Annotated in this window: 20 protein-coding genes; 16 read left to right on the plus strand and 4 right to left on the minus strand. The window is 37.6% G+C overall.

The features are described from left to right. Nucleotides 1-142: 142 nt before the first annotated feature. The 5 genes from mbcS (at nt 143) to KVT27_RS12580 (ending at nt 5,223) form a co-directional block, all read left to right on the plus strand. Nucleotides 143-1,726, plus strand: coding sequence for an acyl-CoA synthetase MbcS (gene mbcS / locus KVT27_RS12560; protein ID WP_217581423.1), 1,584 nt, complete (start codon nt 143-145; stop codon nt 1,724-1,726). Between the two features lie 184 nt (nt 1,727-1,910). Further along, a complete protein-coding gene (sppA, locus tag KVT27_RS12565; RefSeq protein WP_036119566.1) occupies nt 1,911-2,924 on the plus strand; it encodes a signal peptide peptidase SppA in 1,014 nt (337 codons plus the stop codon). 12 nt (nt 2,925-2,936) lie between these two features. Next, the gene (locus KVT27_RS12570; RefSeq protein WP_217581424.1) at nt 2,937-3,563 is read left to right on the plus strand and encodes an RDD family protein; all 627 of its coding nucleotides are present in this window, start codon (nt 2,937-2,939) and stop codon (nt 3,561-3,563) included. Between the two features lie 137 nt (nt 3,564-3,700). Further along, the gene (gene tpx / locus KVT27_RS12575) at nt 3,701-4,204 is read left to right on the plus strand and encodes a thiol peroxidase (protein WP_036119564.1); all 504 of its coding nucleotides are present in this window, start codon (nt 3,701-3,703) and stop codon (nt 4,202-4,204) included. A gap of 89 nt (nt 4,205-4,293) precedes the next feature. After that, entirely contained in the window at nt 4,294-5,223 is a 930-nt protein-coding gene (locus tag KVT27_RS12580) for a class I SAM-dependent methyltransferase (protein WP_036119563.1), read from the plus strand. Between the two features lie 58 nt (nt 5,224-5,281). Here KVT27_RS12580 and KVT27_RS12585 read toward each other — a convergent pair whose 3' ends face one another. After that, a complete protein-coding gene (locus KVT27_RS12585) occupies nt 5,282-5,731 on the minus strand; it encodes a universal stress protein (RefSeq protein ID WP_008176818.1) in 450 nt (149 codons plus the stop codon). A gap of 402 nt (nt 5,732-6,133) precedes the next feature. On the opposite strand from KVT27_RS12585, the gene ald reads away from it, so the two are divergent. Then, nucleotides 6,134-7,249: an alanine dehydrogenase gene (ald, locus tag KVT27_RS12590; protein ID WP_008176820.1), complete on the plus strand. Its 1,116-nt coding sequence runs from the start codon at nt 6,134-6,136 to the stop codon at nt 7,247-7,249. Between the two features lie 140 nt (nt 7,250-7,389). Here the strand turns inward: ald and KVT27_RS12595 are convergent, their stop codons facing one another. Continuing rightward, nucleotides 7,390-8,478, minus strand: coding sequence for a M24 family metallopeptidase (locus KVT27_RS12595; protein ID WP_036119562.1), 1,089 nt, complete (start codon nt 8,476-8,478; stop codon nt 7,390-7,392). A gap of 232 nt (nt 8,479-8,710) precedes the next feature. Here KVT27_RS12595 and KVT27_RS12600 point away from each other — a divergent pair, with 232 nt between their 5' ends. Both KVT27_RS12600 and KVT27_RS12605 read left to right on the plus strand, forming a co-directional pair. Beyond that, nucleotides 8,711-9,394 (plus strand): metal-dependent hydrolase, encoded by a 684-nt coding sequence (locus tag KVT27_RS12600; protein ID WP_036119561.1) that lies wholly within the window; start codon nt 8,711-8,713, stop codon nt 9,392-9,394. A gap of 152 nt (nt 9,395-9,546) precedes the next feature. After that, nucleotides 9,547-10,854, plus strand: coding sequence for a DRTGG domain-containing protein (locus tag KVT27_RS12605; protein ID WP_036119560.1), 1,308 nt, complete (start codon nt 9,547-9,549; stop codon nt 10,852-10,854). A 52-nt stretch (nt 10,855-10,906) separates the two neighbouring features. Here KVT27_RS12605 and KVT27_RS12610 read toward each other — a convergent pair whose 3' ends face one another. Next, a complete protein-coding gene (locus KVT27_RS12610) occupies nt 10,907-11,212 on the minus strand; it encodes a YtpI family protein (protein WP_008176828.1) in 306 nt (101 codons plus the stop codon). Between the two features lie 90 nt (nt 11,213-11,302). On the opposite strand from KVT27_RS12610, the gene KVT27_RS12615 reads away from it, so the two are divergent. The 8 genes from KVT27_RS12615 to KVT27_RS12650 all read left to right on the plus strand — a co-directional run bounded on the left by KVT27_RS12615 (nt 11,303) and on the right by KVT27_RS12650 (nt 21,633). Continuing rightward, nucleotides 11,303-12,247, plus strand: coding sequence for a DHH family phosphoesterase (locus KVT27_RS12615; protein ID WP_036149418.1), 945 nt, complete (start codon nt 11,303-11,305; stop codon nt 12,245-12,247). A 21-nt stretch (nt 12,248-12,268) separates the two neighbouring features. Then, complete coding sequence (gene dnaE / locus KVT27_RS12620) at nt 12,269-15,352, plus strand: DNA polymerase III subunit alpha (protein WP_217581425.1); 3,084 nt, start codon at nt 12,269-12,271, stop codon at nt 15,350-15,352. A gap of 133 nt (nt 15,353-15,485) precedes the next feature. Next, nucleotides 15,486-16,127, plus strand: coding sequence for a FadR/GntR family transcriptional regulator (locus KVT27_RS12625; RefSeq protein ID WP_036119555.1), 642 nt, complete (start codon nt 15,486-15,488; stop codon nt 16,125-16,127). A 24-nt stretch (nt 16,128-16,151) separates the two neighbouring features. Then, nucleotides 16,152-17,009 (plus strand): acetyl-CoA carboxylase, carboxyltransferase subunit beta, encoded by an 858-nt coding sequence (gene accD / locus KVT27_RS12630; protein WP_008176835.1) that lies wholly within the window; start codon nt 16,152-16,154, stop codon nt 17,007-17,009. Next, nucleotides 17,002-17,958 carry an acetyl-CoA carboxylase carboxyltransferase subunit alpha gene (locus KVT27_RS12635; protein WP_036119550.1) on the plus strand — a complete coding sequence of 319 codons (957 nt, stop codon included), beginning with the start codon at nt 17,002-17,004 and terminating at the stop codon, nt 17,956-17,958. The genes accD and KVT27_RS12635 overlap by 8 nt, the downstream gene beginning before the upstream one ends. A gap of 312 nt (nt 17,959-18,270) precedes the next feature. Next, complete coding sequence (pfkA, locus tag KVT27_RS12640) at nt 18,271-19,230, plus strand: 6-phosphofructokinase (protein WP_217581426.1); 960 nt, start codon at nt 18,271-18,273, stop codon at nt 19,228-19,230. Nucleotides 19,231-19,255: 25 nt separating this feature from the next. Continuing rightward, nucleotides 19,256-21,016 carry a pyruvate kinase gene (gene pyk, locus KVT27_RS12645; RefSeq protein WP_008176842.1) on the plus strand — a complete coding sequence of 587 codons (1,761 nt, stop codon included), beginning with the start codon at nt 19,256-19,258 and terminating at the stop codon, nt 21,014-21,016. 227 nt (nt 21,017-21,243) lie between these two features. Further along, complete coding sequence (locus KVT27_RS12650) at nt 21,244-21,633, plus strand: FxsA family protein (protein ID WP_217581427.1); 390 nt, start codon at nt 21,244-21,246, stop codon at nt 21,631-21,633. Here the strand turns inward: KVT27_RS12650 and KVT27_RS12655 are convergent. Continuing rightward, nucleotides 21,617-22,582, minus strand: coding sequence for an AI-2E family transporter (locus tag KVT27_RS12655; RefSeq protein ID WP_036119542.1), 966 nt, complete (start codon nt 22,580-22,582; stop codon nt 21,617-21,619). The genes KVT27_RS12650 and KVT27_RS12655 overlap by 17 nt on opposite strands. Nucleotides 22,583-22,595 lie beyond the last annotated feature (13 nt).

Consider the following 22,595-nt stretch of genomic DNA (forward strand, 5'->3'; position numbering starts at 1 on the left):
GCAAGTTTTCCTATCGACAAAACGTGACTGATGCCATATAGCTAAGCATGATAGTTGTCATGACTTTACTTAAATCAAGTGTAAACCATTGAAAATACTAAGAAAGGAGTATAATGTGTCTTAACAAAAGGGGGCATTTGCCATGAATAGACAAGAATTAGTAGCACCAGAATGGTACAACATAACAGATGAATTTGAAAAATATGCAAAGGATTCAACTAAAAACGCATTGATTATTTATAATGAGCATTCTGATGTACAATTTATCACCTACGCACATTTACTTGAAAGAGCGAATCAGGCGGCACATGTCTTTACAAAAAATGGATTAACTAAAGGTGATGTCATTTTAGTGATGGTACCACGCTCAGTAGAAGCATACATTGTCTATATTGCTGCATTAAAAGCGGGTTTAACAATCATTCCAAGCTCTGAAATGCTAAGAACAAAAGATATTGAGTATCGTATTCATCATGCTGATGCTAAAGCTGTAGTAGCCTTTGAGCCCTATATTGAGCAATTTGATCAAGTAGGAAATCTACAAAATATACAGCAATTTGTTATCGGAGATGCACATGAACCATGGCAGCCGTTAGTAGACAAAATGCGAAAGCAACCAACAACTTACATAAGTTCTACACCAACAAAAAGTACAGACCATGCCTTTTTAGCTTACACAAGTGGCACAACAGGTAACCCGAAAGCTGCTGTTCATACTCATAGCTGGGGCTATGCACATTTACGGACAACAGCCCCACACTGGCTAGGCGTACAAGAAAATGATATTGTATGGGCAACTGCAGCACCAGGATGGCAAAAATGGATTTGGAGTCCGTTTCTCGCGATTTTAGGCAGCGGTGCCACTGCATTTGTTTATAAAGGAAAGTTTGATGCAGCAACATATTTAGCGTTGCTTGAAAAATTTAAGATGAATGTCTTATGTTGCACACCGACAGAATATCGTTTTATGGCAGCACTTGAAAATTTACAGGAGTATGACATCAGTTCAATTCGACAAGCTGTTTCAGCAGGTGAACCATTGAACAGTGAAGTCATTAAAAAATTCTCAGACACTTTCCATCTACAAGTGCGAGATGGTTATGGTCAGACTGAGAATACACTTCTTGTAGGGACTATGGTTGGTATGGACGCAAGAGTTGGTTCGATGGGTAAACCTACGCCAGGCAATACCGTTGACATTATAGACGATTTTGGCGAGCCAGTTGCTATAGGAGAAGTAGGTGATATTGCTGTTCATCGAGAAACACCTGCACTTTTTAAAACATATTTAAATGATCCTGAACGTACTAATTTACAATTTCGTGGTGATTGGTATATAACAGGGGATCGAGCTTATAAAGATGCGGACGGCTATTTTTGGTTTGAAGGCCGCGGAGATGATGTTATTATTTCCTCAGGTTACACAATTGGACCTTTTGAAGTAGAGGATGCGCTGATGAAGCATCCGACTGTGAAAGAGGTTGCTGTCATTGCAAGTCCCGATAAAGTTCGTGGGAACATCGTTAAAGCGTTCATTATCCTTCATAATGGTGTTAATGGTAATCAAGAGCTTATTCAATCCCTTCAAAATCATGTCAAATCATTAACGGCCCCTTATAAATACCCACGTGCTATTGAATTTGTTACGGAGTTACCCAAAACTGCATCTGGTAAAATTAGACGTGTCGAATTAAGACAACAAGAATTAGAACAGCTTGTACAATAATCATTTCCTAGGAAATAATGTCGAAAATCAAAGTTCATGCAAAGAAATGAACTTTGATTTTTTTTATATTTTTAGGTAAGGTATTATGAGGAAATAAATAGAATAAAACTTTTTGCATATTATTGCAAAAAAATGAAACAAATGAGCAAGTCATACGTATTACGAGTTAAGGAGGCGGAAAGACATGAATGTTAAAAGGTGGGTTGCATTGATAGTTGCTGGTGTTCTTTTACTGTTTTCATTAGGGATTAATACCATTTTTGCACTATTTAAAGCAGATTTCCTAGGTAATTTTGACAGTTTAATGGCAGGAAATAACCTAGATGTATATGAAAATGTAATTGAAGGAGATAATTATGATAAAAGGATTGCCTATTTAAAGGTAGATGGAACAATCCAAGATATTGGATCAAGTTCACTATGGCAACCTGTTGCATATGATCATCAATTTTTCTTAGATCAATTGGATAATATTTTGTACGATGATACGATTCAAGGGATTGTTTTAAGTGTTAACTCTCCGGGTGGAGGGGTAAAAGAATCTGCTGAAATTTATAAAAAGCTATTAAAAATTAAAGAAGAACGACAAATTCCAATTTATGTATCAATGGATTCGATGGCAGCATCTGGTGGCTATTATATTTCAGCTCCAGCAGATAAAATATTTGCCCATCGTGATACAATTACAGGCTCGATTGGTGTAATCATGCAATCTATTAATTATCAAGCATTGGCTGAAAAAGTAGGTGTCAAATTCGAAACGTTTAAATCTGGCGAGCATAAGGATATGCTAAGTCCAATGCGTGATGTGACACCAGAGGAACGAGCGATGATGCAGGATATGATCAATGAAACATACGAAGAATTTGTAGATATCGTTGAACAAGGACGTAATATGTCAGAAGCTGATGTGAAGAAAGTGGCGGATGGACGTATCCTTGGCGGTACAAAAGCACTTGAAGCAGGTTTAGTTGATGAAATTGGCGACGAAGAAGCTGCCATTGCTGCCTTACGCGCAGATTTTGGACTAGAAGATGCTGTATTATTTGAATATGCCTATGATATGGGCGGATGGCAATCTTATGTTGGAATGAAAATTGGCTCTATGTTCGGTCCTTCTGCAGAGGAAAAAATGCTAATGAAAATTATGACTGATTACAATGCACCGAAAATGATGTATTTATACGGTGAATATTAAGGAGGGAGTTCAATGACAAACAATGAAGTTGTTATGCAAGGTTCACCCTCAATGGAAAATGGCTTTTTTAACAATGGCACGGAAGATTCCACAAGACAAAAAAATTACACATTAAAAACGGCAGGCTTTTGGATCAGATTGTGGGCATTTCTATTGGATGGATTTATTGTATCTGCTGTAGTTGGCATACTTATTAATCCTATCTTTTATTTAATGGACTGGTCCTTATCAGAATCAGTTTGGTATGCTCCAATCTCCATTATATCTGCGATTCTTTATTACAGTTATTTTGTCCTTATGACGAAATTCTTTGGTCAAACGCTAGGGAAGATGGTATTTGGGCTACGTGTTATTTCATTAAAGCATGATAACCTTACTTGGTCAGATGTGTTATTCCGTGAATGGATTGGGCGTATGATTAATAATATTGTGATGCCTCTCTATATTTTGGTAGTTATTTTGCCAGACACTCAAGGGTTGCATGATTATTTCGCCGATACAACCGTGGTGCATGAGAAAGTCTATATTGAAAAGAACTTGGTGCCACTTTCTATAGAGAAAAAGGAAGAGCAGATAGCTTCTATTGAACAAGAGGGAAAACCTGAGCTAGAAAAACTAGAAGAAAAAAATGAACAATAAACAAGAGACTGTCTCAAATGAAGAGACAGTCTTTTCTATTACTAGCTAACACTTAGAATAAAGTAAGCTATCTTAGTTGCAATTAATTCCCTTCATTTAGTAATATTATGTACATATGAAGATTAGGAGGCGTTTATATGGCACAAGTAACATTTAAAAATGGTCCAGTGACACTAGTAGGTAATGAAGTAAAGGTGGGCGATTCTGCACCAGATTTTACAGTATTAGCGAATGACCTTTCACCTGTAACATTAAAAGATTCAGAGGGGAAAATTCGTTTATTTAGTGTAGTACCATCATTAGATACTGGTGTATGTGATGCGCAAACACGTCGTTTTAATGAAGAAGCAGCTAACTTAGGCGATAATGTAGTGATTTATACAGTATCTGTAGATCTTCCATTCGCTCAAAAACGTTGGTGTGGGGCAGCAGGTATTGATGCCGTTCAAACAGTTTCTGATCACCGCGACCTTTCATTTGGTGAGGCTTATGGCGTGTATATTCAAGAATTACGTCTTCTGACACGTGCAGTATTTGTTGTGGATGCAAACAATAAAGTAACATATGTTGAGTATGTACCTGAGGCAACAGACCATCCAAACTATGAAGCGGCTATTGAAGCTGTTAAAGCACTAGCATAATGGCCTGCTTTTAGGCTAAGATAATACTAGACAAAGGGGCTGTGACGAGTGTTTGTCACGGCTCTTTTCTGCTTGAAAGGAAGTTATCTATGGAAAACATCGAGAAATTATTTGGTATGCTAAATGAGCATGCTGAAAAAATCGAAAAAGAACACAATACAACTTTGTTAGAGGGGTTACTAGATGGGCTAGAGGCGTGGCTGGATGGAGAAGTGGATTTCTCACAAAAGGATGCGACAAAAGAGGATATTCGCAAGTCTATTCAAATTGCCATTCTAAAAGGAATGCGAAAAAGTTCTCAACCAAACCATCAAATGACGCCTGATACGTTAGGATTATTAGTGGGCTATTTTGTTGAACAAATCTTTGCTGAACGTCTTGAGCATGACAAAATTTCGATTATGGATCCAGCAGTAGGTACGGGGAATTTATTACTAACAGTTATGAATTTATTAGATGGTAAAGTAGAGGCTACTGGTGTAGAGGTAGATGAGCTCCTTATACGTTTGGCTGCAGCAACAGCTGATTTAACAGAGCAACCGATTTCTTTATATCGTCAGGATGCCTTACAAGATTTATTGGCAAATCCTGTAGATGCAGTAGTATGTGATTTACCTGTTGGTTATTATCCAAATGAAGAAATTGCCCTTGAGTATGAATTGTGTGCGCCTGAGGGAATGAGTTATGCCCACCATTTATTTATTGAGCAGTCTATGAATTATACAAAGGAAGGTGGCTACTTATTTTTCCTTGCGCCATCACATCTTTTTGATTCAGAGCAGTCTAAGCAACTTCATAAATACATTCAAAAGCATGCTTGGATTCAAGCGATTATTCAACTACCTGATTCCATGTTTGCCAATAAATCATTAGAAAAGAGCATTGTCATCTTGCAAAAGCAATCGAAGGAATGTCAATCACCTAAAGAAGTGCTTTTAGCAAAAGTACCAAATATGCAAAACAAACAGGCACTTGCTTTATTCTTTGAAAAAGTGAAAATGTGGAAAGAGGGCAAGTAATTGCTCATAGAAGTCAAAAAGGTATCCTACAGTAGGATACCTTTTTATGTATTGCTGATTAGTTTTCAGGTGTGCGGATGACAAGAACGTCACAATTAGCTGAACGTACAATTGCTTCAGATACTGAACCAATTAGGAAACGCTCTACTGCATTTAGACCTGTTGCACCACAAATGATTAGATCTGCGTCTACAATTTTAGAAAGCTCTTTAGTAATAATATTTTTTGGAGAACCATATTCGATGATTAGGTTAACGTTTGCGATACCTTCATCTTCAGCTTGCTTTTTGTAACCATTTAATAGTTCTTCAGAAAATGCTTGAGCACGTTCTGCAATGGAACGGTCGTATGCTTCAATCGCAGCGAATGAACGTGTATCAATAACATTCACTAAATTTAATACAGAACCCTCATTACGCTTCGCCACGTCAATTGATTTACGAAAAGCGTATTCAGCTTCCTTAGAACCGTCTACTGCAACCACAATGCTTTTATAATGATTAGCCATTTGAAAAACCTCCCTGATTTGTATATGTTGATTATACCAAATGATTTTCTAAAGGAAATACTTTCCGGAAGAAAAATTATGAAAAAGTGAAGGCATTTCATGAAGAAAATATAATTACTTAATTCCCACTATTAGCAACGTGTAAACGTAATTTTGGCTTTCGTAATCGAAGAGTATATATCACTATAATTTTCCTTTTTATTTTATAAATATAATAATTTAGTATGTAAAATCACCGTTTAAATATTTTGTATTTTGGAAATGTTAGAAATTTTATTTGTATTTATTTTAATTAAAGCTTTTTTTTTATTTGTTTGGTAATATGGAATTGCAAGGGGTGCATCAATTTTTAATTACATAAATGATGCTGATTTTTTACGTAATGGAAGGGGATAGGAAACTATGAAAATTGGTATTCCAAAGGAAATTAAAAACAATGAAAATCGTGTAGCAATGACTCCAGCAGGAGTTGTTACTTTAACACATGCAGGCCATGAGGTGTACATTGAAACTGGAGCAGGCTTAGGATCAAGCTTTACGGATGCTGATTATATTGCAGCTGGTGCCCATATTGTGCAAACTGCTAAAGAAGCTTGGTCGCAAGAGATGATTATGAAGGTAAAAGAGCCTGTAGCTTCTGAGTATGATTACTTCTATGAAGGTCAAATTTTATTTACTTACTTACACTTAGCGCCAGAAGTTGAATTGACTCAGGCACTTTTAAATAAAAAAGTTGTAGGGATTGCCTACGAAACAGTTCAATTAGCAAATGGTTCACTACCATTATTAACACCGATGAGTGAAGTAGCAGGTAAAATGGCTACACAAATCGGTGCACAGTTCTTAGAGAGAAATCATGCTGGTAAAGGTATTCTACTTGGTGGTGTATCAGGTGTACAACGCGGTAAAGTAACAGTCATCGGTGGTGGTATCGCGGGAACTAACGCTGCGAAAATCGCTGTTGGTATGGGAGCAGACGTAACAGTTATCGATTTAAGCCCTGAGCGTTTACGCCAATTAGAAGATATGTTTGGTCGTGATGTTCAAACATTGATTTCTAATCCTTATAATATTGCAGAATCTGTAAAAACTTCCGATTTAGTAATTGGTGCCGTATTAATTCCAGGCGCAAAAGCACCAAAGCTTGTATCAGAAGAAATGATTCAATCAATGCAAGCAGGCTCTGTAGTAGTGGATATAGCTATTGACCAAGGTGGTATTTTTGCTTCTTCAGATCGTGTCACAACACATGATGATCCAACATACGTAAAACACGGCGTTGTACATTATGCAGTTGCGAATATGCCTGGAGCAGTACCACGTACATCAACAATTGCTTTAACAAATAATACAATTCCATACGCACTTCAAATTGCGAATAAAGGCTATAAACAAGCTTGCCTAGACAATGTTGCGCTGAAAAAAGGTGTTAATACTTTAGATGGACAACTAGTATATAAAGCTGTTGCAGATTCACAAGGACTTCCATATGTAAATGTGGATGAGCTTATTCAATAATTACATGTAAAAATGAAAAATCCTTCGAGAAATTCACTCTCGAAGGATTTTGTTATTTTTCTTCTAAACATTTATCTAGTAAAGATCCTAGTTCAATGGAATAAAAAGACAGGAAGGCATTTGGATGCTTCCTTTTTATATTATAGAATGATTAACTCTTTCGGGAACTTTGTTAATACTTCCACACCATCTTTTGTTACAACAACATCATCCTCGATACGTACACCTGTTACATCTGATTTATAAATTCCAGGCTCAATCGTGAAGACCATGCCCTCTTCCATTGTCATGTCATTTGTTCCTGTAACAGATGGGAATTCATGTACAGAAATGCCAAGACCATGTCCAAGACGATGTGTGAAATATTCTCCAAATCCTGCTTCGGTAATCGTATCACGTGCAATTTTATCTAAGTCCATAGCACGTACACCAGGTTTCACAGCTGAAACTGCATTTTGGTTAGCTGCTAACACAGCATGATAAATTTCTTTTTGTGCTTCACTTGGCTCTCCAAAGGCAACTGTACGCGTAATATCAGAGCAATAGCCATCGTAAATGACACCAAGGTCAAATAGTACCATATCCCCTTTTTCTATTTTTCGTGCACCTGGATGACCATGAGGAGAGGCTGTTTTTGGGCCACTCAGTACCATCGTTTCAAAGGACATTTTACAACCTTTATCTTGAATAGCATTTTCAATGGCTGTTAAAATTTCCATTTCTGTTTTACCTTCAGCAATTTCCTTGCAACCGATTTCAATAGCATAATCAGCTAACTCCGCAGCCTTGCGTAATTTGTCTAATTCACTTTCATCCTTAATTACGCGCATTGCATTAATTTTTTCGTCTAGACGTACAAAATTTGCTTGTGGGAAGGACTGCTGTAGGGCCTCTAAGCGTTCCACAATGAGCTGTGCCTTTTCAATGGCAAACGTAGTTGGTTGAATGTTACGTGATGTAATGGCTTGTGCAAGGACCTCCATCGAATTGTCAGTGTCTTGATGGCCAATAACCTCATAAGACCAACCAGCCGCTTTTGCATCTGGAATTTCCATTTGCGGACAAATTAGAAAAGGTTCAGCATCTTTAAAAATCATGACACCTAGTAATCTCTCATGTGGATTACTTTTAAAGCCTGAAACGTAAAAAACATTGTCAGGTGTAGTGATAAATGCCGCATCAATGTGATTTTGCTGCAAATAACTTTGGATTTCTTCAACCTTTGACATAAATATGTCCTCCTTTTTAGTACATGGGAAATTTTAATGAGGAACCTTCGATTTTCTAAAGAAAATGGCTGTTCCTTTTTATCACTGAATAATTGTGATCTAACAACGTATAAAATTGTTAGAGAGTGATACGATTATTCTCTGTACAAGCATATCAAAAAAAGGGAAAAAGCGCATGGGTAGCGAATTAAAATGGTGGGGTTTTCATTTATAAATCAAGGAGGACATTAAGATGGAAATAAGCTATCATGGACATTCTATTGTCAAAATACAAACAAATGGGAAAACAATTTTAATTGATCCTTTTATTAACGGTAATGGACAAACAGATTTAAAGGTTGCTGAGGAAGCGCCAGATATTATTTTATTAACACATGGTCATAATGATCATGTTGGAGACACCGTAGAACTAGCAAAGAAAAAAGATGCGCTAGTAATTGCTCCAAATGAATTAGCCAATTGGATTTCCTGGCAGGGAGTAAAAACACATCCAATGCATATTGGAGGGGCTAAGGAATTCGATTTTGGGAAGGTGAAGTTTACGCAAGCTTTCCATGGCTCTTCTTATGTAACTGATACAAATGAAATTATTTATATGGGTATGCCAGCCGGGATATTACTATTTGTTGAAGGGTTAACGATTTATCATGCAGGCGATACAGCTCTATTTGGTGATATGAAATTAATTGGTGAGCGACATCCAATTGATATAGCATTCCTACCAATCGGTGATAATTTTACAATGGGTCCAGAAGACGCTGCATGTGCAGTTTCATTCTTAAAGCCTAAGATTGTCGTACCTATTCATTACAATACATTCCCACCTATTGAGCAAGATCCACAGGTTTTTGCTGATTTAGTACAAAATTCAGAGGTTCAAATTTTAAAAGCTGGTGAGAAAGTAAACTGTTTCTAATCGTTGATAATGCTGTACTATATGAATTGACACCACGCTGGTAGTTGAAATGGTGGGGGTTTTTAAACAATTTGATCACTTTATATTAAATATTTTTATAAAAAATATGGTACACTAAGAGCAGAATTGAAGCTTAGGAAATAGGTGATATTTTGTCTACAAAACATGAGAAAATTTTACAATACATCGAGTCACTACCAGTGGGCGATAAAATTTCGGTACGTCAAATTGCGAAGGAAATGCAAGTGAGTGAAGGGACTGCATATCGTGCTATAAAAGAAGCAGAAAACCGTCGCTTAGTAAGTTCAATTGAACGTGTTGGAACAATTCGTATTGAAAAGAAAAAGAAAGAAAATATTGAACGCTTAACTTTTGCAGAAATTGTCAATATCGTAGATGGTCAAGTTTTAGGTGGAAAATCTGGTCTACATAAAACGTTAACGAAATTTGTCATAGGGGCCATGCAATTAGAAGACATGATGCGCTATACAGATGCAGGTAGCTTATTGATTGTAGGAAATCGTATTAAAGCCCATGAAAATGCCCTTCGAGCAGGTGCTGCTGTTTTAATTACAGGTGGTTTTGATACAACGGATGCCAATAAACAGCTTGCTGATTCATTGGATTTACCAATAATTTCAACAAGCTATGATACGTTTACTGTAGCAACGATGATTAACCGAGCGATCTATGATCAGCTCATCAAAAAGGATATTTTATTTATTGAAGATATTTATGTTCCAATGACTGACACAGCAGCGTTGAGAAATGATGAGACCATCCGTCATTTCCAAAAGATGAATGAACGCACAACACATGGGGCATTTCCAGTCGTCACTCATCAAAATAAACTTGTCGGAATGATTACTGTAAAAGACGTTATTGGTCGAGAAGAAAATGAGCTAATTGAAAAGGTTATGACGAAGAATCCAATTGCTGGCTCCATGAAGATGAGTGTTGCTTCAGCCGGGCATCGTATGATTTGGGAAGGTATTGATCTGTTACCAATCGTAAATGATGATAACATTTTACAAGGAGTCATTAGTCGTCAGGACGTACTTAAAGCATTACAGCTAGCTCAAAGACAGCCACAGCATGGTGAAACTATTGATGATTTAGTGAAAAATGAGATGAAGGTACTTGGTGATGAAGAGCTCGTTGTGGAGTTTAAGGTTACACCGCAAATGACGAATCAATACGGGGCGATTTCTTACGGTGCTTTCACGACTCTATTAGCTGAAGTGGGTTCATTTGCATTAAAGCGTCGAAAACGTGGAGATGCAGTGGCCGAGAATATGACCATTTACTTTATTAAACCAGTACAAATGGAAAGTACACTTACAGTCAAGCCACGAATATTAGACATGAGTCGTAAGTTTGTGAAAATGGATTTTGAAGTGTATAATCAACAAATACTTGTTGGTAAGGCAATGATGATGTTCCAGCTTTTAGAACGTTAAGGATTGAAAGGGATGGCCTAGCGCAATTGCTTGGTCATCCCTTTGTTACATATTATCGATTAATGCGGAATTCCTCCTCAACAAACTGACCATAATGACGCGCTTTTTTCGTATTTTCTACAACGACAAAGATGCCTAGCACGACAAGAATTGCTACAATTATAAATGTATATAAGCTAGGGAATAAGTAGGCTTGATTGAATCCGAAAAACAGTAGGAAGGAACCGAAGCCGATATTCGCCTTACTTTTATACCAATTTTTAGCGATTGGTAATGAAGAACGGAATTGTTTTGTTTTAAAATAAAAATAAAAGACAAAAGATATAATTATCGCAAACACAAATATTAAATTGAGCATAGTAAACCTCCTAGCATAACTAGACATTATTGTAACGATAATTTTGAAAAAATGCTAACGGTTCTTACTATCATTTTGGAGGAATTTATTGTGAAAAGACAAATCATCGACACAATTGCTGCCTATGAAACAATCATTATTCATCGTCATGTACGACCAGATCCAGATGCATATGGCTCACAACTTGGGTTAAAAGAATTGATTTTAGCAAATTATCCGGAGAAAAAGGTTTTTGCTGTAGGTGACCATGATGCTTCTTTAACATTTATGGCACAGCCTGATCAAGTAGCGGATGACGTTTATGAACATGCTTTAGTCATTGTGACTGACACAGCTAATACAGAACGTGTTGACGATCAACGCTATACAAAGGGAAAAAAGATGATTAAAATTGATCATCATCCAAATGATGATGCCTATGGTGATCTTTTATGGGTGGATACGACAGCAAGTTCTTGCAGTGAAATGATTTACGAGCTGTATGAGGAAGGTAAGGAAGTAGCGAACTGGCAACTGTCAGATACTGCTGCACGATTATTATTTGCAGGGATTGTAGGGGATACAGGTAGATTCCAATTCCCAAGTACTACTGCTAAGACATTTAAAGTAGCCGCAGACCTGATTACATATGATTTTGATCGAAATCAAATTTTTGATGGTATGTATGAAATGGAGCAAAAACTGCTCAATTTACAGGGCTATATTTATCAGAACTTTACAATGGATGAGTATGGAGCAGCCCATGTAAAACTAACAAAAGAATTATTAGCAGAACATGATATTGTACCATCAGAGGCGTCGTTGCTGGTAGGATGCCTAGGAAGTGTTAAAGGGATCTGTTCGTGGGTTGTATTTATTGAAGAAGAGGATCAAATTCGTGTGCGTTTACGTTCGAAGGGTCCTATTATTAATACATTAGCAAAAGAGTTTAATGGTGGTGGACATCCGCTCGCTTCTGGAGCTACTGCTTATTCATGGAAAGAGGCAGAAGGCGTCATCGAAAGATTACAAGAGATTTGTAAAGCGTATCATTAAAAAGAAAAGGAAGGGATTCATTTGACACACGTATACACAAAGATGCATACGAGCGCGGATTTATTGAAAAGCACAATTCGGCTTGAGCAATTGATTCCTTTTTTACAAGAACAAAAGACACAAGCCTGTGCAATCGTAAATACGAAATTGTACGGGCTTTTGCCTTTTTGTAAAGCCATGCAGCAAGCAAATATACATGCTGTCATTGGTCTTTCTATAAATGTGCAATGGCATGACAAAACGTTTCCTCTTGTGCTGTATGCACAGTCTCAGGATGGCTATCAGCATTTATTGAAAATAAGTAGTGCAGTTTCAATTAGGGAAGATGAAGTGCTGCCTTGGAAATGGCTAGAGGGCTATGCAGCAGGCTGCTTGGCATTACTTTCTTCAGATGATATAGGTGAGGTAGAAGATTGGCAAGCATTAGTTACTGCCTTAGCCCAACTCTTTCAGCATCATTTTTATATGGGAATTACCAGACCTGGAGGGGTAGCGCAAGCTAATGAGAAAGACCTTGTAGGGTGGTGTGAAGGGCAGACGATTCCACTTGTAGCCGTTCAAAGCTGTTATTTTTTACGTCCTGATGATCATTTTGCATATGAAGTAGCAAGAGCTATCGATACAGGAGACAAGCTTGGCGATACGATGCTAACAGCTAATTTACAAGGTTATTTTGCACCTACAGCAGAGGAGTGGCAAAGTTGGTTTGCTGATCGACCAGAGTGGCTTGAGTCTTGTGGACAAATGCTTGCTAACTGTCACGCTATTATCCCAGAAATGTCTGTACAAATGCCTAAATTTCCTGTGCCAATTGGCGATACAGCTGAGAGCTTACTTGTTAAAGAAGCATTTGCCGGATTAGAGGGGCGGTTCAACCAGATGGATATTCCGAATGGTTACCGAGAACGATTACAATATGAGCTTGAAATAATATGTTCAATGGGCTTCGCTGATTATTTTTTAGTAGTAGCTGATTTTATGCGCTTTGCGAAAGACAATCGCATTTTGACTGGACCTGGTCGTGGTTCTTCCGCTGGGTCACTAGTTGCCTATAGTTTAGCTATTACGCAAGTAGACCCCCTTGCCTATGGTTTATTATTTGAACGATTTTTAAATCCTGAACGGATATCTTTACCTGATATAGATATTGATTTTGTCGATAGTAAACGACATCAAGTAATCCAATACGTTGCACAAAAGTATGGTAAAGCCAATGTGGCGCAAATCATTACATTCGGTACATTGTCTGCCAAAGCAGTTGCTCGAGATGTCGCGAGAGTATTTAGTTTCGACGCAGAGACATTGGAAAAAATTTCGAAAATGATACCGAATAAACCAGGTATTACATTACAAAAGGCTTTAGAAGAATCCTATGATTTACAGGGCTGGCTCTCTGAGAATGAACGACATCAGCGATGGTTTGAAGTAGCGCTAAAACTAGAGGGGCTACCGAGAAATTCCTCTACCCATGCGGCAGGCGTTGTTATTACACCATCCCCATTAGTAAATACAGTCCCTATAGAGGATGGACATGAAGGCATCTATTGCACACAATGGCCGATGGGGGATATCGAGGCACGTGGTCTCGTCAAAATGGATTTTTTAGGTTTACGTAATCTTACTATTTTAGAGCAAATGCGTTGGTCCATTTATAAAGCCGGTGGACCGTGGATTGATTTTGAACGAATTCCTATGCATGATGAAAAGACTTTTCAATTATTGCAAAAAGGTGATACGTCAGGTATTTTCCAATTAGAATCAGAAGGTATGAAACAAGCATTACGAGACATTCATCCTACACACTTTTTAGATATTGCTGCCGTAAACGCACTTTATCGTCCAGGTCCAATGGAATTTATACCTGTCTATGCTAGACGAAAAGCCGGCAAAGAAATGGTTATTATGCCTCACCCTGTGCTAGAGCCCATTTTACAAGAGACTTTTGGTGTTATTGTCTATCAAGAGCAGATTATCAAGATTGCCTCTGTGCTTGCAGGATTCTCAATGGGACAAGCAGATTTACTTCGCCGTGCAGTTAGTAAGAAAAATCGCCAAGTGCTAGAGGAGCAACAGGTTTCCTTTGTGCAAGGGGCATTAAAACAAGGCTATGATCAACAGGTGGCGACAGAGGTGTACGAATTAATTGTCCGCTTTGCCGATTACGGATTCCCTAAAAGTCATGCTGTAGCCTATAGTGTTATTTCCTATCATATGGCTTATTTAAAGGCTCATTTCCCTCAAAGCTTTTACGCGGCATTATTATCTAATGCGACGGGAAATATAGATAAAATTCAACAGCTAGTGCAAGAGGCCAAGGACAAAGGTATCCCGTTTTATCCACCTTCATTAAAGGACAGTACAAAGTATTTTACTGTCGAGCAAGAGGGAATACGTTATAGCTTATCAGGAATTAAAGGTGTCCCTCATACTTTTATAGAGAATATCCATACATTGCGCCAAACAAACCCTCTGGCATTGCATAATCTTTTTGATTTAGCTGTGGCATTAAGTGCACAGCATTTTAAACCAAAAGTAATAGAAGCATTAATTTATGCTGGAGCCCTAGATTATTTAGAGAAAGACCGTGCAGTACTGATCATGACAATAGACGCTGCTTTAAAACACGCTGAACTCCTACGACCAACTGAGGATATCGATATATCAACTGCTACAGAATTTAGCTTTGGGAAGCCAAAATATATGCAGGTGGATGATATGCCACAAAAGGAAAAATTGATGCATGAGAAGGAAAGTTTAGGTTTTTACATTTCTGCCCATCCCGTTACGCAAGAAAGACTACATTGGGCTGATGTGAATAGTACTTGTCGTGAGTTAAAGCAGATGCGAGATGGTACGTATGTGAAAATGATTGGTGTCGTTGAAGAAGTGAAAAAAATTCGTACTAAAAAAGGAGAGCAGATGGCCTTTGTCCAGTTACAGGATGAGCATGGAGCTGTTTCCGCCACGTTATTCCCACAAGTTTTCCAATTCATTCAAGACTTGTTAATAGAAGATGAAATTCTGTTTATAGAAGGAACTATAGAAAGACGTTTTGGAAAACCACAAATTAAAGTAAAACATGCGCAAGCGACGAAAAAGATATAAAATGAAACGGAAATTTAGAAACTGCATTAAATTTTATGCAGTTTTTTCTTTACTTTTGTGCAGTTATTTTGTAAGCTAGAGTCAACGTTAAAAAGTGGTCTGACCACTTTTTTTGATAAGGGGAGTTAGTCGTATGGATAAAAAAACCGAACAAAAAAAAGTGTTTTTAGAAATCGTCCAACAACTACGTCAACTCATTAAATTGGAAAAAATTCAAGCAGGTGAAAAGCTTCCCTCCGAACGAGTCTTATCTGAGCGTCTAGGTGTCGGGCGATCCTCTGTCAGAGAGGCATTGCGAAGTCTAGAATTGCTAGGTCTTATAGAAACGAGACATGGTGGTGGTACTTTTCTTGCTTCCACACATAAGCATCAGCTTGTAGAAATCCTGTCGATGTTTATATTAGAAGATGAAAAATCAAAAAAAGATGTCGAATTTACGCGACAAATTCATGAAAAGGAAGCTATTCGCGTAATAAGTTGTACAGAGATTCTTCGCACACTACCTGTGTGGGATAGTTTTTTTGTGAAACTAGAATTAGAAGGTATGGTTAATTGTCGTGATATATTGCGAGAACTTTTAATCACAACAGGTAATCGTTTATCATTAAAAATCTGGTTTCAATTGGCAGCTTATGATGGCGACCGTTTAAATCGAAACTCAACAGAAGATGAAAAAATAATCATTCAAACTATGTTGAAATCGATGCAGCTAGGGTACGAAAAAGAAGCACTAAAAGCTTATGAGCAGTGGATGAGTACTGTACAAAGCACTTAGACAACAACAAAGGGGGAGTCAAACATGGCAATACGTAGCTTATTTAGTGGTAATCGAAAAAAGAAAGAGGATGGACAGGAAAAGGCATTTCCAGAAGGATTAATGACAAAATGTCCTGAATGCCGCCATATTCAATTAACGAAAGAACTAGAAAAGAATGATAAAGTGTGTTCAAAATGTAGTCATCATTTCAAAATGACTGCACAAGAACGTGTGGACTATTTCTTGGATGAAGGTTCATTCGTTTCGATGGACGATCATTTACAAACAAGCAATCCATTGAATTTCCCAGCATATGTAGAGAAAATTTCAGCTGACCAAGAAAAAACAGGCTTGAATGAAGCTGTACTAACAGGCGTTGGTACATTAGATGGAGAAGAAATTGTTGTTGCCATTATGGATTCTCACTTCCGTATGGGGTCCATGGGTTCAGTTGTGGGCGAAAAAATTACTCGCGCAGTAGAGAAAGCAACTGAATTAGGTGTGCCATTTATTATCTTTACGGCTAGTGGCGGTGCGCGTATGCAAGAAGGTGTACTATCTTTAATGCAAATGGCAAAAACAAGTGTTGCCTTAAAGCGTCATAGCGATCAAGGTTTGTTGTTTATTTCCATTTTAACGCATCCTACAACTGGTGGGGTTTCAGCAAGCTTTGCCTCTGTAGGTGATATAAATATTGCAGAACCACAAGCATTAATTGGCTTTGCAGGCCGACGCGTTATTGAAGAAACTGTAAGAGAAAAACTACCAAATGATTTCCAAACAGCAGAATTTTTATTAGAGCATGGCCAACTTGATGCCATTTTCCCTCGCAAAGATTTACGTAAACAAGTTTCTTTACTTGTAAAAATGCATACGAAAGGCGGCGTGCAACATGTCTAAAAATTTAGCGTTTGAAGAACCAGTTATCCAATTACGAGAAAAAATTGATGAATTAAAAACAATAGCTACTGAAGCTGATGTCGATATGACGGGTGAAATCGAGAAACTAGAGACACGGTTATCACAATTAGAGCAATCTATTTATGCGAATATGAAGCCGTGGGATCGTGTGCAGGTAGCAAGACATCCAGAAAGACCTACCACTTTACAATATATTGAAGCGATATGTGAGAATTTCATTGAATTGCATGGAGATCGTACTTTTGGTGATGATGCTGCAATCCTTGGTGGAATTGGTATTTTTGAAGGGCAACCTGTAACAATAATCGGACACCAACGTGGTAAATCAACAAAAGAAAACATACGACGTAATTTTGGTATGCCTCACCCAGAAGGTTATCGTAAAGCCCTACGTTTGATGAAGCAAGCAGAAAAATTTAATCGACCAATAATTTGTTTTATTGATACAAAAGGTGCTTATCCTGGTAAAGCTGCTGAAGAACGTGGGCAAAGTGAAGCAATCGCTAGAAACCTTGTTGAAATGGCAGGCTTAACAGTACCAGTCATCAGTATTGTGATTGGAGAAGGAGGAAGTGGTGGTGCACTAGCATTAGGTGTTGCAAATCGTGTCTTTATGCTAGAAAACTCAACCTATTCGGTTATTTCTCCAGAAGGAGCGGCGTCGATTTTATGGCGTGATGGTAGCCTTGCTAAGCAAGCAGCTGAAGCAATGCGTATAACAGCACCAGATTTAAAAGAGCTTGGTGTTATAGATGGTATCGTCCCTGAGATTATTGGTGGTGCCCATCGCAATGTAGCAAAACAGGCACTTTATATTAAAGAATGCATCAGCACTACACTTCATGCATTAAATTCTCTAAATGGAGAACAATTAATTGACGATCGTTATGAGAAGTTCAAAAAAATTGGACAATATACAGAAGTATAAAACACATTTTTGGAAGGCTATCTTCTGATAGCATCAAAAATATGGAGATATGAATTTGCTCGTTAAGAGACAAAATTTGTTTCTTAACATATTAAAAAGCTATTAAAATTAAAGAAGCTAGTTACGCAATCTGAACGTCAGACTTCTTGAAAATTTGTTAGATTTAGGATGTTTTTGGATGGAAAGAGTGTGTGAAAGCGCATTCTTTTCATTTTTTATGTAAAAGTTATGTTTTTGTATCCTCAGAACCCTTACATAGTTTGTTTTTTCATGTTAATGTGAATAATAATAGTAACTGCAGGAGGTTCGACAATGAAAAAAATTGCTGTATTAACTAGTGGTGGAGATGCGCCTGGGATGAACGCGGCTATTCGAGCGGTTGTTCGTAAGGCAGCATTCCATGGAATTGATGTTGTCGGAATTAAACATGGTTATGAGGGCTTAGTAAAAGGTTATTTAGAAGAACTTGATCTAGGTTCGGTTGGTGGTATTATTCAGCGTGGTGGTACCCATTTAAATTCTGCGAGATGTCCAGAATTTAAGGAAGATGCCGTGCAACTACAAGGCATTGAAAATTTACGAGCTGCCGGAATTGAAGGACTTGTTGTCATTGGTGGTGATGGTTCTTATAGAGGGGCTATGGATTTAGTGAAAAAAGGCTTCCCTGCTGTAGGTGTACCAGGCACTATCGATAATGATGTTCCAGGAACAGAATATACGATAGGCTTTGATACGGCACTCAATACAGTAGTAGAATCCATCGATAAAATTCGTGACACAGCTACTTCTCATGAAAATTCTTTCATAGTTGAGGTTATGGGTCGTGATGCAGGAGATATTGCTTTATGGGCAGGACTTGCTGCCGGAGCGGAAACAGTCTTAATTCCAGAAGAGGATTATGATTTAGATGACATTGTGGCACGCTTAGATCGTGGTGCAGCACGTGGAAAGAAGCATAGTATCATTATTGTGGCAGAAGGCGTTATGTCTGGAAATGAACTGGCTAAGTTGATAAAAGAAAAGACTGGTAAAGAAACACGCGTTTCTGTATTAGGTCATATTCAGCGTGGTGGTTCCCCAACTGCACGTGATCGCGTATTGGCAAGTCAGTTTGGCGCATATGCAGTGGAGTTACTAATGGAAGGCAAGTATGGTCGAGCGGTAGGTATTCGCAATCATCAGGTTATCGATTATGATATGCCGGAGGCTTTTGAAAAAAATCATGAGGCAGATGTAAGTCTATACACACTTATGAAAGAACTATCAATATAATTTGTTATAAACGGAGTGGGCAAAAATGAGAAAAACAAAAATCGTATGTACAATTGGACCTGCAAGTGAGTCACCAGAAACATTAGAAAAATTAATTGAAGCAGGTATGAATGTAGCCCGCTTGAATTTTTCACATGGCTCTCATGAAGAGCATGCGGGACGAATTCATTTAATTCGTGAAGTGGCACAAAAGTTAAATAAACCAGTAGGAATTTTATTAGACACGAAAGGTCCTGAAATTCGTACGCATAACATGAAAAATGGTGAGCTTCATTTATCGGCTGGCCAAGTGATTGATATTTCAATGACGGAAGTGGAAGGTACGGAGACAAGCTTTTCTGTCACTTATGAGCAGCTAGTAGAAGATGTTGAACAAAACTCAATTATTTTACTTGATGATGGTTTAATCCAATTACGTGTATTAGCTACAGATGTTGAAAAAGGTTTAATTCATACGATTGTAGAAAATGCTGGCGTATTGAAAAATAAAAAAGGTGTCAACGTACCAGGTGTTTCTGTACAACTTCCAGGTATTACTGAAAAGGATGCACAGGATATTTTATTTGGTATTGAACAAGGTGTTGATTTCATTGCTGCCTCATTCGTTCGTCGAGCAAAAGATGTGCTTGAAATTCGTGAGTTGCTTGAGCAAAATGGTGGTGGGCATATCCAAATCATCCCGAAAATTGAAAACCAAGAGGGTGTCGATAATATCGATGAGATTATCCTTGTGTCCGATGGATTGATGGTAGCACGTGGAGATCTCGGTGTTGAAATTCCAGCAGAAGAAGTACCTCTTGTACAAAAGAAATTAATTCTAAAATGTAATCAAGTAGGGAAACCGGTTATTACGGCTACTCAAATGTTGGATTCTATGCAACGTAACCCACGTCCAACACGTGCAGAAGCAAGTGATGTAGCGAACGCCATCATCGATGGTACAGATGCGATCATGTTATCAGGAGAAACTGCTGCGGGTCTATATCCAGTGGAGTCAGTACAAACAATGAATAAAATTGCTCAACGTACTGAAAATTCATTAGATTATAAATCGATTGTTTCTACACGTAGTCGTGAAAAAGAAGCTAATATGACGGAAGCTATTTCACAAGCAGTCGCTTATACATCCATTAATTTAGGTGTTAAAGCCGTATTAGCCCCAACAGAAAGTGGAAATACAGCTAGAATGATTGCCAAATATCGACCTGGTGTACCAATTGTTGCAGTAACAGGCTCAACAAATACGGCTCAAACATTAACATTAGTGTGGGGTGTACATCCAATTGTTTGCCAACGTGTTACAACAACAGATGAGATTTTAGAATTAGCTGTAGATGAAAGCTTGAAACACGGTTTTGTCACACATGGTGATGCTGTTGTAATTACAGCAGGTGTGCCAGTTGGTGAAGCGGGTACTACAAACCTAATGAAAGTACACATTATTGGCGATTTACTTGCTCGTGGGCAAGGGATTGGCAAGGCATCGGTTGTAGGTAAAACGGTTATTGCTAAAAATGCGGCTGAGGCACTTGCTTATGATACGGAAGGAAGTATCCTTGTAACAGTTGGTTCAGACCGTGAAATGATGCCAGCAATAGAAAATTGCATTGGGCTAATTACTGAAGAAGGTGGACTAACTAGTCATGCTGCAGTAGTTGGACTAAGTCTTGGTATTCCAGTAATTGTAGGCGTAAAAGAAGCAACAACATTATTACGCCACGGTCAAGAAATTACGATGGACGCTGAAACAGGCGTTATCTATAAAGGACATGCGAGCGTTCTTTAATTATAAACAAAAAGCTCTAGTGCGATTTGTTGTACTAGAGCTTTTTTAATAAGGGTTGTACAAATTAACTATATTTCGTGCTATATGGAAAGCTACTTTTTATATCTCCATCAAGAAAGATAAGTGATTTGGTATTATTTGATGGGAGGCATTCATTTTTTTATGAAACTAAATGGGCTATAATAACGTATAAAAGGTATACCTTTTCAAGTAGAAAGGAGAAAAATATGCGAAAAATTTTTCTTGGTTTCATTGTCTACGCATTAGCCGAATTGGCGTTATTAATAGTTATTGGACAAAACATTGGTGTTTTAAGTACATTATTACTCATTATTGCCACTAGTGTACTTGGGGTTTATGTAATGAAAAATAAAGGTATGAATTCTATCCAAAATGTAAAAAATACATTAGCACGTGGAGAGGCTCCGGGATCTGCGTTGGTTGATACATTATTAACTTTTAGTGGTGGACTACTTTTAGCATTACCAGGATTTATGACAGATCTTATTGGCTTACTACTGCTTCTGCCTTTTTCACGAAAAATGTTCCAACCTGGTGTCTATTATTGGATGCGTAAAAAAATGAAAAAAGGTCAATTTATTATCGTTCAAAGATAGAGTTTTCTTTTAGCTTAACCGCTAAAAATAAAAAGATTGGGCTAAGTAATATTCCATAAAAGCCAAATAATAGAATAGAGGCGGCGCTGATGAAAAATGTATGGAATGTACGTAATTGAAGCGTGTTGGACCAAAGCATTGAGTCAGCTAGCTGCCTTGTTAATTGTACAAATAAATACAACAGTAAAATGGCTACACATAAAAATGTATTTCCATTGAAATAAAAATAAATACTCATCGGCACAAGAAATACACCGATACCGAAAAATGGCAGAACATCTGCGAAGGCTACAATAAAAGCTTTAATAATAGCTTGTTCAAATTGAAGGATCATAAAGCCTCCACAAAGAATAAGTAAGGTTATTGTAAATAATTGAAATTCCACATATAAAAAATAATGAAAAAGTTGCATGATTTTCGCGAAATGTGATTGCCACTCTTGACGATATTTCTTTGGCACATATTGAAAAAACCAATAGCGAGATTTACGCGTTTCTAGGAGAGCGAAATAATAAGCTACCAAGAAAATGAATACCTCAATGACATGTTTCATTAATAATTGGAAAAGATCAGCTGTATATATGATGATCGAATCAAAAATAGAAAGTGATTTCTCCTTCAAAACTTGTATAAACATCGATTCATATTCACTGAAAAGTGGGAAGTTTTGTAATGTATTACGAATCTCCGGAAAGATGACAATCACACTATTGATGGATATGACGACAAGCAAAAAAATACAAGTTAAAATCAATACCTCCACAATTATTGCTGCTATCCAATAGGCGATCCTGCAATATTTATGCAAGAAATTTATGACAGGGTACGTCGAAAATGACAAAAAAATCGCAAGTGATACTGGTAATACAAACCAAAGTATGACTAAATAAAAAATAAAAAGTAAAATACTTGTGGTTCTTTCGTATGAAAAATACTTTAAATTCCTCATTTTAACAAATTCA

It is taken from the genome of Lysinibacillus sp. GbtcB16 (genome assembly GCF_019091145.1).
In the GTDB taxonomy this organism is placed as follows: Bacteria; Bacillota; Bacilli; order Bacillales_A; family Planococcaceae; genus Lysinibacillus; species Lysinibacillus fusiformis.